Below are 16692 nucleotides of genomic sequence, written 5' to 3' on the forward strand. Positions count from 1 at the left end.
GAGGACAACGTCGCTATGAAAGTAATGTCGCCATGAAAACCCTATTTGATTACTTGCCCGTGGTGGTGTTTTTCGGTCTCTACTTCATTAGTGGCCGGGATATCATGCTGGCCACCTGGGGGCTGCTTGGCGCCACCAGTTTCCAGGTCATCGCCGGTCGCCTGATCTGGAAGCGCTGGCACCGTCTGCATCTGGTGGTGCTGGCCATCACTCTGGTGTTCGGCGGCCTGACCCTGGCGCTGCACAATGATGTCTTCATTAAATGGCGCCCTTCCATCATCAGCTTCGTGCTGGCGGCGATTCTGGCCGTGGGGCATTTCCTGAAACACCGCAATCTCCTGCAACGTCTCTGTGAAAGCCTGATGCGCAGCGCCTTTGGCAAAGTCGTCACTCTGCAAGCGAAAGACTGGCGACGACTGAACCTGGCTTTCGTGCTGTATTTTATTTTCATCGGCCTGCTGAACCTGTACATCGCCTTCAATTTCAGCACCGACTTCTGGGTGAATTTCAAACTGTTCGGTTTCACCGCGATCCAGATGGTGTTCTATCTGGCCGCTTTTGCCTATTTCTACAAGCGCATGCCGGAAGCCGACCGCAAGAGTCTGTTTCACGGCGACGCCAACGACAAAAAGCCCGACGACAAGGACAACGATGCTTTACGCGATCATCAGTGAGGACGTGCCTGATTCCCTGCCCCTGAGAACGCCCGCGCGCCCCGCGCATCTGGCGCGTCTGGAAACACTCAGAGACCAAGGCCGGTTGGTGCTGGCCGGGCCGTTGCCGGCGGTGGATAGCGACAACCCCGGGGAAGCCGGTTTCACCGGCTCCCTGGTGGTGGCGGAATTTCCCTCTCTGGAACAAGCCCGGGCCTGGGCCGATGCCGACCCTTATGTGGATGCCGGCGTATACCGTCATGTTCAGGTAAAACCCTTCAAGAAGGTTCTGCCCTGAGAACCACTGATCGTTTTTACAAATACTGTACGCGGCACTACGGCGAAGCGCGCTTGTTTCGGCAAGAATAGCCGCCGCGCTTGCTCTTCATGGCGCCGTACTACTCACGCCGCACAACAAGGAGACCCGTGAATGCAAAATCGATGGTTAAGCGGCTTACTGCTGCTGGCGCTGTGCCTGCCAGCCCCCGTGTACGCCGCCGCGGCCTGGATCGACGATGAAATCTATGTCCCCATGCGAGCCGGCGCCGGCACTGGCTACCGCATTGTGCACAGAGGGATCAAAAGCGGTACCCGGGTGGAGCTGCTTGGCGAAGAGGGAGACTGGATCCACATCCGCTACGGCGACCGGGAGGGCTATGTGGAAAAGCAGTACATCAGCCGCACCCCCACCGCGGCTCTGCGCCTGCAAAAGCTGACCCAGGACACCGAGAAAGCCACCAGCACCGCCAGTGATCTGCGCCGGCAAGTGGCGGAACTGGAAGGTCAACGTGACGCGCTGCGTGGTGAAGTGGAAGAGCTGCGTTCTTCTCTGACCTCCCGCGGCAATGAGCTGGACCAGTTGCGCAACGTGGCCGCCGATCCGATCCGTCTGGATCAGGCCAACCGCCGCCTCAACGAGGAGCTGAGCATGCTGCGCTCGGAACTGGACCAGGTGAAGGCCGAGAATGCCCTTCTGCGCAACGACAACACTTCTCGCAAGTGGATTACCGGCGTTGGCATCCTGTTGCTCGGTGCCATCGGCGGGCTGCTGCTGAAATCCAAGTCCGGCCGCAAGCGAAGCACTTGGGCCAACTGATCCGCTGCTGGCACACCAATCACGGTTTGTGATCGGACCGCCACCATTCGCTGCCAAACAGCGTCTCCAGGCGCACCACCACGCCATTGATACCCTCATAATCATACTCCCGAGGCCACAGCACGAAAGGCTCCACCTCGATGAATAACCAGGGCCGCCACACATTGCGGCGATAGCGTGCGTAGATCCGGTAATTCTCCACCACCCCCGGTTTGCTGTATCCACCCACCGCCAACCCCAGATCCAGCGCCGAGCGATGATCGAAGCGCTTGAACAGATTGACGCCCTGAAACAACCCCATCCCCAGCCCCTCCTCATTGAGTTCCTCGGTATAACTCACCTCACTGGAGAAACGCAGGCTGGTGGTCGACGTCAGCGGACGATCCACTTCGACCAGAGAGCGGCTGCCCCAACCTTCCGGATCACGCCAATAGAAACGCTGGGTGTAGCGCAACCAGGCGGTTTCATTGAACAACGGGTACAGACGCCGGTAACGCAAGCGGGTGGAGGCAGTCAGATCGGAATGCACGCTCGCATCCAGATCCAGATCCATGGCGTCGGAGTGATCGATAACCCAGCGCAGTGCACCGCGAAAGCCGTCATCACGTTCACCCGAGGGGAGTTCCCGAGCCACCGGCGCATCCCTGCCCCGTTCATCGTCCTGGTTACGAAACAAAAGAGAGAAACGGCGCTCGGCGCTGGGCAGCCAGACCCGTGCGTCCACGTCCACATCATTGGCATCGTCGTTATCGTCGCGCCACACCTGCTCCGCGGTAACACGCACCCGGCTGGCGGCCGGCTCGTTGCTGCCGCGCACCGGATCGTCGAAAAAGCCATCCACCCAGCGGCTCGGCCAGCACAGCGTGCGCGACAGCCAACCGTGGGTGCGGTCCACCAGAGTATCGTTGGCGCCGGAGTAACAGCTATCCAACGACTCCGCGCGAACCGCCCCACTCAATACCAGCACGCCCAGCCACAAAACTCGCCTCATGGGGCCAGCATAGCGCCGCCGCGCGGCGCCGGGAATCAACCCGATCCCCTGAATCAGCCCAGTGCACCGGCCTCACGCAAGCGGGCCACATCCTCATCGGTGAAGCCCTGCTCCCGCAGGACGTCCTCGTTGTGTTGCCCCAGAGCAACGCCGGTGAAACGATACCCCACCGGCGTCGCGGAGAAACGAAACGGCGAAGCTACCTGCGGCTGCTCGCCACCGTGCCCGTCAGGCACCGATACCACCATATTCCGGGCCTTCAACTGCGGATGCTCACGCGCTTCGGAAAAACTCAGCACCGGCTCCACGCAACAATCCACATCGGCGAATACCTGCAACCAGTGATCCAGAGGATGCGCACCGATCACTTCGGCGATGGCGCTCTTCACTTCATCCACCACCTCCGGTGAAAAACTCAATCCCTTGGCGGTGAGGTCCGGACGCTGGATCGCTTCGCAGAAACGGCTGAAAAATTGCGGCTCCAGACCGGCCACGGACAGATAGCGCCCATCGCCGGTGCGATAGCAATCGTAGAAGCTGCCACCATTGAGTTTGGTCCTCTCCAGTTCCGGATCCTCGCCGGCGACCAGAGCGCCCGGCGCGGTCAGTGCATGCAGGCTGAACGCGGCGTCGGTCATGGAGATGTCCAGATACTGCCCTTCGCCGGTTTGCTGACGATGGATCACCGCCGCCAGTATCGCCATTACCGCGTGACAGGAACCGCCCGCCACATCCGCCACCTGGCATGCCATTGGCGCCGGCCCGCTATCGCGCCGGCCGTTGTAGCCGGTCATCCCGGCGATGGACAGATAATTGAGGTCATGACCGGCCCGATCCCGATAAGGGCCGGTTTGGCCGTAGCCGGTGATCGAGCAATAAATCAGCCCCGGATTGATCGCCTTGAGCGCCTCGTAACCCAGCCCCAGCTTGTCCATCACTCCGGGACGGAACTGCTCCACCACGATGTCATAGTCACCCACCAGCCGGTGAACAATTTCAATGCCCGCGGGCCGCTTCAGATCCAGCGCCATGGCCCGTTTGGAACGATTGAGGTAGGCGTGAGCGGCGGACATACCGTTCACCGAGGGCGGCAGCAGCCGCACGAAATCCGGACGCGTGGGAGACTCTATGCGCAACACATCGGCGCCCATGTCGGCCAGCATCAGGGTGCCGAACGGGCCCGGCAACAGCGTGGAAAAATCCAGAACTTTCAAAGAATTGAGGGGGCCGGTCATACGTTTGCTCCTTGTTTTCGGGCATGAGGGTACGGCCTTCGTCGCGCGGCGCCAATGGCCAGGATGATCGTCAAAGTGGCCGAAATGGACATGGGACTTTGACCAGCAAGTCCGTTAGCATCGCGGTTTTTCCCATTCGAACCTATTCATGACCGTATACAACAAAATTCGCGGCATATTGGCGCTGATTGGCATCGTTCTGAGCACCATGGTGATCATTTGCCCGTTCTATCTACTGACACTGATCAAACTGATTCTCCCCTGGCGGAGCGTCCGGATCAGGCTGTCCCGGGCCCTGGTGGTGGTGGCGGAAACCTGGATGACGATCAACAACCTCATCATCGGCATCAGCAGCGGTTTGCGCTGGGAGGTAGAGGGTCTTGAAGGCTTGCGCCGCGACGACTGGTACCTGGTTACCGCCAATCACCAGTCCTGGGCGGACATCCTGGTGTTACAGAAAGTCACCAACCGGCGGGTGCCATCACTGAAGTTCTTTCTCAAACAGGAACTGATCTGGGTACCGCTGCTGGGACTGGCCTGGTGGGGACTCGATTTCCCGTTCATGAAGCGCTACAGCAAGGAACAGATCGCCCGCAATCCGGAACTGCGCGGCAAGGACATGGACACCACCCGGCGCGCCTGCGAGAAGTACGCTCATTATCCGGTATCGGTAATGAACTTCTTCGAAGGCACTCGTTTCACCCGCGACAAGCACGACCAGCAGCAATCGCCCTACCGTCACCTGCTCAAACCCAAGGCAGGCGGTGCCGCTTTCACCCTCAGCGCCATGGGGGGGCAGTTGCACACCCTGCTCGACATCACCATCGTCTACCCGCCCGGAACCGACCGCTCCCTGCTGGCGTTCCTCGGTGGCGCCATGGACAAGGTCCAGGTCATCGTTCGCCAGCGTCCGATTCCGGATTGGGCCAACCAGGGCGACTATGAGAACGACGAGGCGTTCCGGCAGCGCTTTCAGAACTGGATCAGCGATATTTGGGCGGAAAAAGACGCGCTGATACAATCCCACCTTTCCGCCTGACCCGGTCTTTGCCTATAGTATGCGTCAAAAGGCGGCCAGCGGATTTCATTGGCCGCGATAATCACGAACGGCGCCCGTCAAACGGGCGCCTTCGATGCTGGTGACTTCTTTCCCACGGGACGCCCATGTTCGGCAAACTATTCAAACCCCGGTGGCAACACCGAGACGCCGCTGTTCGCAAGGCGGCCGTAGATACGCTCGACCCTCAACAACAGGCCGACCTCCTGGCCAGTCTGGCGCGCGAGGACACCAATGAAGAGGTGCGGGCCAGCGCCACGCGGCGGCTGCTGGACCTGACCGCGCTCGATACCTTGACCCGCGACAGCCACAGCGACGTGGTGCGCGAAGCAGCTTCCGAACGGATGATGGCCTTGCTTGCCGGCGCGGTGTCGGACGGCCCGGATCTCGATACCCGGCTGCATCTGTTGCGCCATACCGGCAACGCCAGGGTGCTTTATCATGTCACCCAGAACGGGGTGGACAGCGAAAGCCGGCGGACCGCGCTGACCTCACTGAGCGACGCGGACAGCTTGTGCGATGTGGCCTTGCACGGCCACGATGAAGCCTTGCGCCTGGCCGCCGCCCAGCGCCTGGAAAGCGCGGAGCACCTCAAACGTCTGGCCAAGGAAGGACGTGACAAGCGCGTGGTGCGCCATGCCCGTGACTGGCTGCGTGACCACCAGCAAGCCGAACAGGACCGCCGCAAACGGGAGCAGGACGGCGCGGCGGTGGCGGAAGCCCTTCGACAACATGCGCAGCGGGCCGCCGATGGCCTTTACCAGGCGCGCCTCCAGCAACTGGAACAGCGCTGGGCGGAATTGGCCAAGCACGCCAGCGAGGAGCACACCCGCACCGCCACGCAAGCGCTGGAACAAGCCCATCAGCGTCTGGCGCGACAAGCCGCCGAGGCGCGGGAGCAACAGGCCCGTGAGGCCGCCCTCGGCGAACGCCGTGCCGCCCTGGCCACGCTGCGGCAATTACTGGATGACGTGACCGAGGACACCTGGGACACACAGCTTGGCGCCCTGCGTTCCGCCATCGGCACCCAGGAACGTCGCTGGCTGGCCGCCGCCGAGGAGCTACCGGTGGAAGAAGGCGAACGTCAGCATTTCCAGCAGTTGCTGGAGCAATGGCGGAACCTGATCGCGCTGGCCGAGCAGAGCCAGAGCGAGGACCGCGAGCTGCTGGAAACCCTTTCCCAACGGTGGCCGCGCAAGATCCCGGCACCCAGGACCCTGCGACAGCGCCCCGTCCCTGACCCGGAACCGGCTCCGACACGTCCCGCCGCCGCCAAAGCCGGCAGCAGCGCCCATCAGGGTCTGGTGGTGGCGTTACGGCGGGAGCTTCAGAAAGGCAATTTAAAGCATGCCAATAGGTTATGGCTGAAAGCTGAGGCAGTACTTGAAGAAGAAAACGACGTCTGGCTAAGCAAACAACTGCAGCGCCTGGAAGAGCGTCGCAACGAACTGCGCGATTGGCATGCCTTCGCCGCTCAGCCGAAGAAGGACCAATTGTGCGAACAGATGGAGGCTTTGATCGGCGGCGATCTGGACCCCGAGGAACAAGCCAGCGCGATCCAGGCGTTGCACGATGAATGGCGTGAGCTGATGAGCTCCGACCAGGACCAGGATCAAGCTCAATGGGACCGCTTCAAAGCCGCCTCCGATCAGGCCTATGAACCCTGCCGGGCCCACTTCCGTGAGCTCGACGGACAACGGGCGGAAAACCTGCGCCGCCGGGAACAGTTGTGCCGCCAACTGGCGGACTTCGTCGCCGCCCAGGACTGGCAGCGGGCCAACTGGCAGGCGGTCTGGGAGATCCGCCGGCAGGCGCCGCAAGAGTGGAAGTCAATACAACCGGTCCGGTTCACCGATGCCCGGGATGTACAGAAACGGTTCTCCACCCTGCTTTCCGCAATCGATCAGCAGCTGGAAGGCGCCTGGCGGGAGGCCGAGCAGCAGCGCCAGAACATGATCGGCGAAGCCGAGGCTCTGCTCGCCCAGGAAGACCTGGACGGCGCCACCCGGGAAGCGCAGCAGTTGCAAAAACGCTGGCGCCAGGCCGGCTGGCTGCCGCCGGGCCGGCATCGTCCGCATCAGAAGCGTTTCCGCCGCATCATGGACGACCTGTTCGGCGCCCGGCAGGCGCGCATGGAACAGCGCCGCACCGAGCTTGAAGAGAAACAGAGCGAGGGCCTGGCCGTGCTGGAACAAGTGGCGGCGGCCCTCGAGGAACCACTCGCCAGCCAGGACGAAAGCGCCCTGCGCGATCAGGCGGCGGCCCTCAATGAGCTGGACGAAGCGACTCTGGGCCGGCCCGGCCAGCGTCAGTTCCGGCGCCTGCGGGATCAGATTCAGGAGCGCCTGGCGGCCCTGCCACGCTGGCGCCGTTGGCAACGGGCGGTTCTGGGCGTCGAGGCCAGCCCCGACGGAGAGCCCAGCGAAGAAGACCAGACCCTGACGGTGGCGCTGGAAGCCCTGGCCGGCATTGACAGTCCCGAGCACGCCCGCGAACGGCGGCTGGGCTGGCAACTGGAGCAATTGCCCCGGGCCATGAAAGGCGCCAACACCTCCCCCCTGGACGAGGCCCTGACACTGCTGGAAACCCGCCCCGACGGCCCGCTGGACACCGAGCTGGCGCGCCGCTTGCAAGCCGCCTTGCAAGCGATGCAGCCATAAAAAGCAGGGAACAGGGAATAGTGAATGGTTAACAGCAAAAAAATGCGATTCTGCAAAGGCTATTTGCAAATTCGCTATTCCCGATCTTAATTGACTAGTTTGTGGTTTATTTGCCTTTGAGAGCGGAGGGGGCTCGCTAGGTTTTGAGCGCGGCCCCTATGGCCTGAGGACGAAATTGCCTAATTCGCGCCTCTCTTCACTGTTCACTATTAACTATTCACTGCCTTTTTATTGTCCATATCGCTTAGCCCCCTCCAAGAACACGCTCTCTTCCGCCGTGTTTTCCCTGCCAAGTACCGCGTTGCGGTGGGGGAAGCGTCCGAAACGGGCGATGATGTCACGGTGTTCCTCGGCGAAGGTCAGGTTGTTTTCAATCTTGTTTTTCAGGTGTGCCGGAACGCGCTCCAGCAGAGCGCGGAAGCAGGCGATGCCCTGGTTTTGCAGGCCCAGGTCCTCGGCATGCATCAACGGCATGTAAAAGAATACCTGCCCGGCCCAGGGCAGACTGATTTCCATGCCGGTGGAGATGCCTTCCAGGGTCAGCGTGACCGCCTGATGATCGCCGGCGAAAGCCGCCGCCTCACCGCGATGAACATTGCGACTGAACTGGTCCAGTAGCAGAATCAGCGCCAGCCGGGAGCGGGGATGGCGTTCCCAGGCCACCAGTTCCCGGTCCAACGCCGCCCGCAAACGAGTACTGAATTGCTCGCGAATGCGTGCATCCAGAGCGACATCGCCGGAGAACCATCGCCGTTCACACTCCCCTGGCGGCCAGCCGCTCTGATCCGGTTCATCAAACCAGAAGTCCAGGATATCGTTGTAAGGCACATCGAAGTTCATCATTGTCGGCAGTCCTTCGGTAATATTTCCTGCAAGATTGGCCAGGCGTTATTCAGCAGGGTTGGCTGGGCTTCGGCGGTGGGGTGAATGCCGTCGCTTTGAATCTGGCCCGCTTCCACCACGCCGTCGAGGAAAAACGGCACCCAGGGCAGCTCATTGTCTTCCGCCACCTGCTTGAACACCGCCTCGAAGCGTTCGGTATAGGCACGGCCATAGTTGGGTGGAATACGCATTCCTAGCAGCACCACCCGGGCCCCGGCCTGCTGCCCCAGGGACACCATTTTTTCCAGATTACCGGCCAGACGGCTCGGCGGCAGGCCACGAAGGCCGTCGTTACCGCCCAGCTCCAGCACCAGGACGTCCGGCCGGTGCCTCTCCAACAAGGCCGGCAGGCGGCTGACACCACCGTCACTGGTCTCACCACTCACCGACGCGTTGATCACCGGCATCGCGGAACATTGACTTGCCAGTCGTTGTCCGAGAAGGTGCACCCAACCCTCCGTTTCCTGCAGACCGTAGCCGGCGCTGATGCTGTCGCCCAGCACCACAATGCCCTGCGCGCGGCCCACTATAGGCGCGAGGAACAACAATATGACCAACAGGCACCTCGACATGGCTTCTTCCCCTGTACTCGTGGCTCAACGGTTAACCAAAACAGTAGCCGCCCCGGAAGGCGACCTGACCTTGCTGCACGGTATCGATCTGGAGATCGCCCCCGGTGACAGTTTGGCCATCACCGGCCCGTCCGGTTCCGGAAAATCCACCCTGCTCTCTTTGCTGGCCGGCCTGGATACGCCATCCGGTGGCACCGTGACGCTGGCCGGGCAACCTTTCAGCGACCAGGACGAGGATACCCGGGCGGCCCTGCGCGGTCAGTATTGCAGCTTCGTGTTTCAGTCCTTTCATCTGGTCGCCGACCTCAGTGCGGTGGAAAACGTCATGCTGCCGCTGGAAATCGCCGCTGACGGCGAGGCCCGCGACAAAGCCCGCCACTGGTTGCAACGGGTCGGCCTGGAAGCACGCCAACATCATTTTCCCGCGCAACTGTCCGGCGGTGAACAACAGCGGGTGGCGCTGGCCCGGGCCTTCGCCATGGCGCCACGGGTATTGTTCGCCGACGAACCCACCGGCAGCCTGGACCGGGCCAACGGGGACCAGATCGCCGAATTGCTGTTCAGTCTGAATCGCGATCACGGCACCGCCCTGGTGCTGGTCACCCACGACCCGGAACTGGCGGCCCATTGCGCCAGCCACCGGCAACTGGTGGAGGGACGTCTCGGTGACTGAGCAACTGCTGCGTCCCTGGCGCTCCCCGGCGTTCCGGATTCAGGCGCTGGCGCTGATGGTGGCCACGCTCGCCATCGCCACCGTGGTGCTGTTGCGGGGCGAGCTGGAACACCGCTTCGCCACCCGCACCGCCGAGGCCATTGGCGGCGATCTGGTGCTGGAAGGCAGTGCCCCGCCCAGTGCCCGGCAAAAAGCCATGGTCAGTGATCTTGCCAGCGCCAACACCCTGACCTTCAGCAGCGTACTGGTGCGTGACGACACCTTCGTTCTGGCCAGCGTCCAGGCGGTGGACCAGGGCTACCCTCTGTATGGTTCCGTGGCGGTGGCTGGAGAGCGTTTCAGTGACCCGCGAAGGGTCGATCATGGCCCCGCCCCCGGTGAGGTGTGGTTGGCCGGTACGGCTCTCGATCGGCTGGAACAACAGGTCGGTGATACCGTCACCATTGGCGACCTGCCATTGCGGGTCACCGCCGTGTTGGAACAGGAGCCGGACCAGGGTGCCGGTTTCTACAGCATGAATCCGCGCGTGCTGATGAATCTCGCCGACGTGCCGGGTACCGGTATTATCGGCCCCGGCACCCGCGCCCGTTACAAACTGCACCTGCGCGCGCCGGGTGAGACGATGGCGCCGCTGATCGAACAACTGACGCCGACACTGGCCGCCAACCAGGAACTGGAAACCCGCGACAACGCCGGCTTGCGTTCCATGGGGCCACTGCGCCAACTGACCCTGTGGGGACAACTGGCGGTGATGATGGTGGTGCTGTTGTGCGGCGGCGCGGTCTATCTCGCCGCCGGCGTGCGCAGCCTTGAGCAGGCCCGGCGCAGCGCGGTGATGAAAACCTTCGGCGCCTCCCGGGCCAAGGTGCTGCGCTGGATCTTGTCGCGCGAGTTGACCGCGCTGCTGCCGGCCATGCTTACCGGGCTGGCGCTGGCGGTAGCGGCGTTTCTGGCCTTGCAACAATGGCTCGGTGATGCTCTGAGCTGGCGCCCCGGACCAGGTAGCTGGTTGCTTCTGGCGCTGGCACCGCTGGTGATCTGGGCCGGGTTCGCGTTGCCCCGTCTATGGCGGCTGGCGGATCTGCCTCCGCGTCAGATCCTGCAACCGGAACCGTCCGCGCCGGTAGCCCGCACCGGGCTCAATCTGGTTGGCGCGTTGGCGGCGCCGGTGCTGGTGGCCATGGTGCTGTCCGGTTCGCTGATGGAGTTGCTGCAGTTGCTGGGGCTGATGGTGGCGGTGGCGGTGGGGCTGCCATTGCTGCTCTGGGCACCGCTACGCCTGGCCGACCGCCTTGGCGACCGCTGGCCATTGGCGCCCAGACTGGCGCTGCGGCGCCTGTCCCGGCGTCCGCTGACTACCCTTCCGATGCTCTCCGCGTTGGTGTTGGCGCTGGCGATCATGTCCATGTCCAGTCACGTGGGTCAGCAATTACTGAGCCAATGGCGCGCCACCTTGCCGGAAAAAGCCCCCAACTATTTCGTGCTGAACCTGTTCGAACCGGACCTGCCTGCGTTTCGCCAATGGCTGGATCGTCACGGCGCGGAAACGCCGCAATTGTACCCGGTGGTGCGCGGCCGACTGGTGGAGGTCAACGGGCAACCGGTAAGCGAGGCGGTGACCAAGGAAAGCGATGACCGGGAACGAGGCGAGCGGGCGCTGAACCGGGATCTGTCCCTGACCGAGGGCGACACGCTGCCCGCCAGCAACCAGATCGCTTCCGGGCGCTGGCTCGATCCGGAGCGGCCCGGCGAAGTCTCGGTGGAATCAGAACTGGCCGCCTCCCTGGGGCTGCGGGTGGGTGACCAGTTGCGCTTCACCGGTGTCTCCGGCGAATTGAGCGCCACCATCGTTGGCCTGCGGGAGGTGGATTGGGAAAGCTTCCAACCTAATTTTTACTTCATGTTCAGCCCCGGCACCCTGGACGGCGAGGACCGCTACTGGCTGACCAGCTTCTATCTGGACGAAGCCGGCAGTGGCGCCCTGCCCGATCTGATTCGCGCTTTTCCTCAGATCACCTTGCTGGATGTGAACGCGCTGCTGGGTCAGGCGCAGACGCTGATTGCCCAGGCCAGCCGCGCCGCTCTCGCCCTCGCCGCGTTACTGCTGGCCAGCAGTGTCCTGGTCATGGCCGCGGCCTGGCTCGCCGGCAGCGGTCAGCGGCGGAAGGACGATGCCCTGTTGCGCGTGCTCGGCGGCAGCCGCTCACTGTTGCGGCGGGTGGCCGTCATCGAGCAGTTGTGGCTGATGGGCGGTGCCGCCGTGTTCGCACTGGTACTGCATTTTCTGGCGTTATGGCCGCTGGGGCAGCGTATGTTCGACGGCGATCTGCCGCTGTCTCCGTGGATGCTGCTGCCCTGGGCGGTGGTGCTGCCGTGGCTGGCGGTACAGCGGATTCTGCCCCACCGTACCGGCCCGCCACTGGCCCGGTTGAGCGGTTAAAACATCGACCCGCTGTGGGAGCTTTGTCCGGGCGGTGGGCCACTGCCAGCGAATGGGCTCTCGACCCAAAAGATTCGCTTGCCAGCAAGCTTCCCACAGCGGCTTCGTGACAGGGCCTGTGGGAGACCAGCTTGCTGGCGAATTCCGCCCTCCGACGTTTGGGACATTCGCTTGCCAGCAAGCTTCCCACAGCGGGCTTGTAGCACGCGTCCGGCGATTCTCAGCTCCGCCGCGCCAGGCCCCAATAGCATCCCAATGCCGCCAGCGCCGTCGCCGCCATCAATCCGGTCATCGGCAATGGAGTGCCGTTATGTATCATTCCCAGCCCGGTGCCGATCAGTCCCGCGAGCAGGAACTGCAGGCAGCCATTGAGACCAGTGGCGGCGCCGGAATCACTGTCAAAGTAGGCGAGAAAGCTGGCGATGGCGTTGGGAATGATCAGCGCGCCCATACCCGCCACCATCATGATCAGGGGCACCGTGTTCCACAGCGATAAGGCCCCGGTTAACGTCAGCACCAGCAGAGCAAGCGCCGACAACGTCTGAATCACCAGCGCCACGCCGAGAATGTCGGCGCCGCGATAGCGGCGCAGCAACAGCACATTGAGCCGGTTCAGACCGAGCATGGTGACGATGTTGCAGCCGAAATAGATCGGGAAACGGGTTTCATCGATACCGAAATAATCGATGTAGAGGAACGCCGCGTCGGTAATGAAGATGAACATGGCGGAGAAGCCCAGACTGTTGGCGAGGATGAACCCCATCGCCACCCGTTGCCGCAACACCCGGCCATAGGCGGCGAACATGCGATGACGCAGCGGCTCCGGATCCACCTTCGGTATCACCGTGGGCAACGCGAACCGCAATACCAGCACCGCCACCACCGCATAAGCCGCCAGAAACACGAAGATGCTCTGCCAGCCCAGTTGTTTCAGTAACACGGCGCCGATGGCGGGCGCCAGCAACGGTGCCATCAACATCACCAGGCCGATGGTGGTCAGCACCCTGCCGGCATCCGGACCGGTGAAGTGATCCCGCACCGAAGCCGCGCAGATTACCACCGTGGCGCCACCACCAACGGCCTGGACCACCCGCAGCAGATAGAGCATCCGCACACTCTCGGTGACGGCGATGGCGAGACTGGCGAGAAAGAACACCAGCAGTCCCACATAGGCCACCGGCTTGCGCCCGAAGTGGTCCGATAACGGACCACCCAGCCATTGTCCCAGCGCTACCCCGATCACATAAAAACTCACCGACAGCTCCACCGCGTGCACCGCCACGCCGAAGTCATCGGCCATGGTCGGCAGCGCCGGCAGATAGGTATCGATGGCCAGCGGCCCGAGGGCCACCAGACTGCCCAGCATGATCGCCAGGCGCGTGGGGGAAATGGCAGACATACAGGCTCCGTTTTTGGCGAACGGCTTTCCTCACCCGTCGGGTCTCACGGGGTTCGCCAGGGGTATAAGCGGGGTACGCGACGCCGGCCAGCGTGGCCGGGCAGTCACAAGATCAGGGCCTGTTCACGCTATTTTCATCCCGTCTGCTGGATGCCCTTTTTGCCTCCAGCGAGGCGGAGGGCACGCGGTTTGGTCATTCCAAATGAATAACCGACAACGACGCGGGAGGTAAAAAGGGCTCCAGCCCTTCGGGTTGCGGCTAAAACGTCACCACTCTACGTTACTCGTCGTTCATTTGGAACAACCAAACTTCTCTCCTCGCGCCTGGATTGGTGACGTTTTAGCCGCAACAGGCGGGACGAAAATAGCATGAACAGGCCCTAACACCGTCGGCACCATTTCCCCTGCTTCGTGGCGCAATCGCCCCAATCCGTCGGGCCGACATCGGCAACCATTGAAAAATCCATGCTCCCGGACGGTTCCGATACGACCAGTGAGGCCCTACACTTGCGCAGATGCCCCGGGCCACCGGGCACTCCCAAGCCAGTAAAAGGATGTTCATGGAACTGACTCTTCCGATCCAGCTTGCCCTGATCGTGGTGGTGGCCTTTCTATGCCAATGGGGCGCCTGGCGCCTCAAACTGCCGGCGATTCTGCCGCTTCTGCTGTCCGGTCTGCTGCTCGGTGGCGGCCTCGGGCTGATCGATCCCAAAGCCATGTTCGGCGACCTGTTACTGCCCAGCGTGTCCCTGGCGGTGTCGATCATCCTGTTTGAAGGCGCGCTCACTCTCAAATTCGATGAAATACGCGGTCTGGAGCGCACCGTACGCCGACTGGTGACCTGGGGCGCTCTGGTCACCTGGGCGGTGGTCACCGCCGCCACCTGGCATTTCCTCAAACTGCCACTGGATATGGCGTTGCTGTTCGGTGCCTTGGTGGTGGTCACCGGCCCTACCGTTATCGTTCCGCTGTTGCGCAGCGTGCGGCCGGTCAGCAGCGTGTCACGGTTGCTGCGCTGGGAGGGCATCGTCATCGATCCGCTCGGCGCGATTCTGGTGGTGTTGGCCTATGAACTGGTGGCGGCCACCGGCCAGGGAGCACTGCTCCATGGCCTTTGGTTATTCGCCCAGTCCATGGTGCTGGGCGTGGTGATCGGTTCCCTGGTGGCGTTCATGCTGGCGTTTCTGCTCAAGCGCCATCTGGTCCCGGAATACCTGCGCAGCTTCCTGGTGTTGTCCGTGGTGGTGGGCGAGTTCGTGCTGGCCAACTGGCTTGGCGAGGAATCCGGGCTGGTGGCGGTCACCGCCACCGGTATCGTGCTGGCCAACCTCAAGGGCGTGCGCACCGACGATATTCTCCACTTCAAGGAGAACCTGTCGGTGATGCTGATTTCGGTTCTGTTCATCATCCTCGCCGCCCGCCTGGACATGGCCCAGCTGGCGCAGCTGGGCAGTGCCACCCTGGTGGTGTTGCTGGTGGTGCAATTGGTGGCCCGCCCGTTGTCGGTCTGGGTGTCCACGCTGGGCAGCAAACTCAATTGGCGGGAGAAAGCATTGCTCGCCTGGATCGCGCCGCGCGGCATCGTCGCCGCGGCGGTGTCCGCCCTGTTCGCGGAGCGTCTGGAAAGCAACGGCGTGGAAGGCGCCGAGCTGCTGGTGCCGCTGACCTTCTCGGTGATCATCGGCACCGTGGCGCTGCAAAGCCTGACCGCGCGTCCGCTGGCGCGGCTGTTGAAAGTGGCGGAACCGGCGCCGCGCGGCTTCCTGATCATCGGTGCCAATCCGGTGGCTCGAGCCATCGGCAAGGCACTCAATCAGAATGGTTTCCCGGCCATGGTCACCGATTCCAGTTGGGAGAACATCCGCGCGGCGCGGATGGCCGGCCTGGCCACTTACTACGGCAACGCGGTTTCCAGCCATGCCGACCAGTACCTGGATCTGGTGGGCTACGGCAAGCTGCTGGCGATGAGCCCGCGACGGGAAATGAACGCGGTGGCGACCATGCGCTACCGCCTGGAGTTCGGCGAACGCAATGTCTACAGCCTGCCCTGGTCCGGTGACAAGGAAGAAAAACACGAGATTGCGTCCCAGCATCGCGGCGGCACTTTGTTCGATGAGGATCTCACCTACGCCCGGCTCGCCAGTCTGATCAGCCAGGGTGCCGAAGTGCGCAAGACCCGCCTCACCGACGAATTCGATTACGCCGCCTATCTGCAGGTGGAAGATCGCCAGGTGTGGCCGCTGTTCGCGGTGGATAGCCGTGATCGCATCCATGTTTTCAGCGCCGACAGCCGTCCCGAACCCAAGTCCGGCTGGTCACTGTTCGGTCTGATCCGCGAGGACGACGCCAAGGAAACGGCGAAGGAAAAAAACAATGGTGACAACGGCAATGGCTCTGCCCTGCCGGGGTAAAAGGCAGTGGACAAAAACAGGTGACCTTTAGCAGCTGTGGGAAGCTTGCTTGCAAGCGAATATTGCTCAACGCCTGGGCGAACCCCATTCGCGAGCAAGCTCGGCTCCCACAGCGGCTTTATAGCCCACTCTGTGGGAAGCGAGCTTGCTCGCCAATAACGGCCCCGATGGGAGTGTCGGAGATTAGGGCGATATCTCCTCGCCAATCCGCTCGAAGGAGTCGATCAGTCCGCATATACGGCCGTCGGATAAATGGCGATCCGGCGTGTCTTCCCAGGCCTCCATTGCCTGACGCATGCGCAGACTCAGCGCCTGCAATTCCTGAATCCTCTCCTCCACCTCTGCAAGCCGGGTCTCGATCAAATCACGCACTCGCGGGCACGGCGTCTGGCCGGCGCCACTGGCGGACATCAATTCCGCCACGTCACTGAGCGTGAAACCCAGACTGCGGGCCTTGAGAGCGAAGCACAACCGGCGCAAATCCTCGACACCGTATTCCCGATAGCCGTTGTGTGGATTGCGGCGCGGCGCGAGCAATCCCAGGTCGGTGTAGTGACGCACGGTTTCCGTGGTGGTGTCCGCGCGGCGTGCCAGATCCGTCACGCGCATGGTGCTCTCCCTTC

Annotated in this window: 14 protein-coding genes; 8 read left to right on the forward strand and 6 right to left on the reverse strand. The window is 62.6% G+C overall.

Features of this window, described 5'->3' with window-relative positions; all coding sequences use genetic code 11:
- The first annotated feature begins 32 nt into the window (after positions 1-32).
- The 3 genes from E0L37_RS06095 (at position 33) to E0L37_RS06105 (ending at position 1749) form a co-directional block, all read left to right on the forward strand.
- The gene (locus E0L37_RS06095; RefSeq protein WP_133490881.1) at positions 33-674 is read left to right on the forward strand and encodes an inner membrane-spanning protein YciB; all 642 of its coding nucleotides are present in this window, start codon (positions 33-35) and stop codon (positions 672-674) included.
- Positions 652-951, forward strand: coding sequence for a YciI family protein (locus tag E0L37_RS06100; RefSeq protein ID WP_133490882.1), 300 nt, complete (start codon positions 652-654; stop codon positions 949-951). Before E0L37_RS06095 ends, E0L37_RS06100 begins: the two co-directional genes overlap by 23 nt.
- Positions 952-1083: 132 nt before the next feature.
- Positions 1084-1749, forward strand: a complete 666-nt coding sequence (locus E0L37_RS06105; RefSeq protein ID WP_201303731.1) for a TIGR04211 family SH3 domain-containing protein — start codon at positions 1084-1086, stop codon at positions 1747-1749.
- Positions 1750-1768: 19 nt separating this feature from the next.
- Here E0L37_RS06105 and E0L37_RS06110 read toward each other — a convergent pair whose 3' ends face one another.
- Complete coding sequence (locus E0L37_RS06110; RefSeq protein ID WP_133490883.1) at positions 1769-2740, reverse strand: hypothetical protein; 972 nt, start codon at positions 2738-2740, stop codon at positions 1769-1771.
- Positions 2741-2793: 53 nt separating this feature from the next.
- The gene (locus E0L37_RS06115; RefSeq protein WP_133490884.1) at positions 2794-3975 is read right to left on the reverse strand and encodes a CaiB/BaiF CoA-transferase family protein; all 1182 of its coding nucleotides are present in this window, start codon (positions 3973-3975) and stop codon (positions 2794-2796) included.
- 148 nt (positions 3976-4123) lie between these two features.
- Between E0L37_RS06115 and E0L37_RS06120 the strand changes: the two genes are divergently transcribed.
- Positions 4124-5014 carry an acyltransferase gene (locus tag E0L37_RS06120; RefSeq protein WP_133490885.1) on the forward strand — a complete coding sequence of 297 codons (891 nt, stop codon included), beginning with the start codon at positions 4124-4126 and terminating at the stop codon, positions 5012-5014.
- A 125-nt stretch (positions 5015-5139) separates the two neighbouring features.
- Entirely contained in the window at positions 5140-7692 is a 2553-nt protein-coding gene (locus E0L37_RS06125) for a DUF349 domain-containing protein (protein ID WP_133490886.1), read from the forward strand.
- Between the two features lie 228 nt (positions 7693-7920).
- Here E0L37_RS06125 and E0L37_RS06130 read toward each other — a convergent pair whose 3' ends face one another.
- Together E0L37_RS06130 and E0L37_RS06135 are read right to left on the reverse strand one after the other, a co-directional pair.
- Positions 7921-8535, reverse strand: coding sequence for a DUF924 family protein (locus E0L37_RS06130; protein ID WP_133490887.1), 615 nt, complete (start codon positions 8533-8535; stop codon positions 7921-7923).
- The gene (locus E0L37_RS06135) at positions 8532-9146 is read right to left on the reverse strand and encodes an arylesterase (protein WP_166643013.1); all 615 of its coding nucleotides are present in this window, start codon (positions 9144-9146) and stop codon (positions 8532-8534) included. The genes E0L37_RS06130 and E0L37_RS06135 overlap by 4 nt, the downstream gene beginning before the upstream one ends.
- Between E0L37_RS06135 and E0L37_RS06140 the strand changes: the two genes are divergently transcribed.
- Together E0L37_RS06140 and E0L37_RS06145 are read left to right on the forward strand one after the other, a co-directional pair.
- Entirely contained in the window at positions 9145-9819 is a 675-nt protein-coding gene (locus E0L37_RS06140; protein WP_166643014.1) for an ABC transporter ATP-binding protein, read from the forward strand. The genes E0L37_RS06135 and E0L37_RS06140 overlap by 2 nt on opposite strands.
- Positions 9812-12259: an ABC transporter permease gene (locus E0L37_RS06145; RefSeq protein ID WP_240687431.1), complete on the forward strand. Its 2448-nt coding sequence runs from the start codon at positions 9812-9814 to the stop codon at positions 12257-12259. The genes E0L37_RS06140 and E0L37_RS06145 overlap by 8 nt, the downstream gene beginning before the upstream one ends.
- A gap of 220 nt (positions 12260-12479) precedes the next feature.
- On the opposite strand, the gene E0L37_RS06150 is transcribed toward E0L37_RS06145, so the two are convergent.
- Positions 12480-13658, reverse strand: coding sequence for a multidrug effflux MFS transporter (locus E0L37_RS06150; protein WP_133490888.1), 1179 nt, complete (start codon positions 13656-13658; stop codon positions 12480-12482).
- Positions 13659-14218: 560 nt separating this feature from the next.
- Between E0L37_RS06150 and E0L37_RS06155 the strand changes: the two genes are divergently transcribed.
- Complete coding sequence (locus E0L37_RS06155) at positions 14219-16069, forward strand: sodium:proton antiporter (protein WP_133490889.1); 1851 nt, start codon at positions 14219-14221, stop codon at positions 16067-16069.
- A 183-nt stretch (positions 16070-16252) separates the two neighbouring features.
- Here the strand turns inward: E0L37_RS06155 and E0L37_RS06160 are convergent, their stop codons facing one another.
- Positions 16253-16678, reverse strand: a complete 426-nt coding sequence (locus E0L37_RS06160; RefSeq protein WP_133490890.1) for a MerR family DNA-binding protein — start codon at positions 16676-16678, stop codon at positions 16253-16255.
- Positions 16679-16692 lie beyond the last annotated feature (14 nt).

Origin of the sequence: Alcanivorax sp. 24 (genome assembly GCF_004360225.1) — a bacterium.
GTDB classification, from domain to species: Bacteria; Pseudomonadota; Gammaproteobacteria; order Pseudomonadales; family Alcanivoracaceae; genus Alloalcanivorax; species Alloalcanivorax xiamenensis.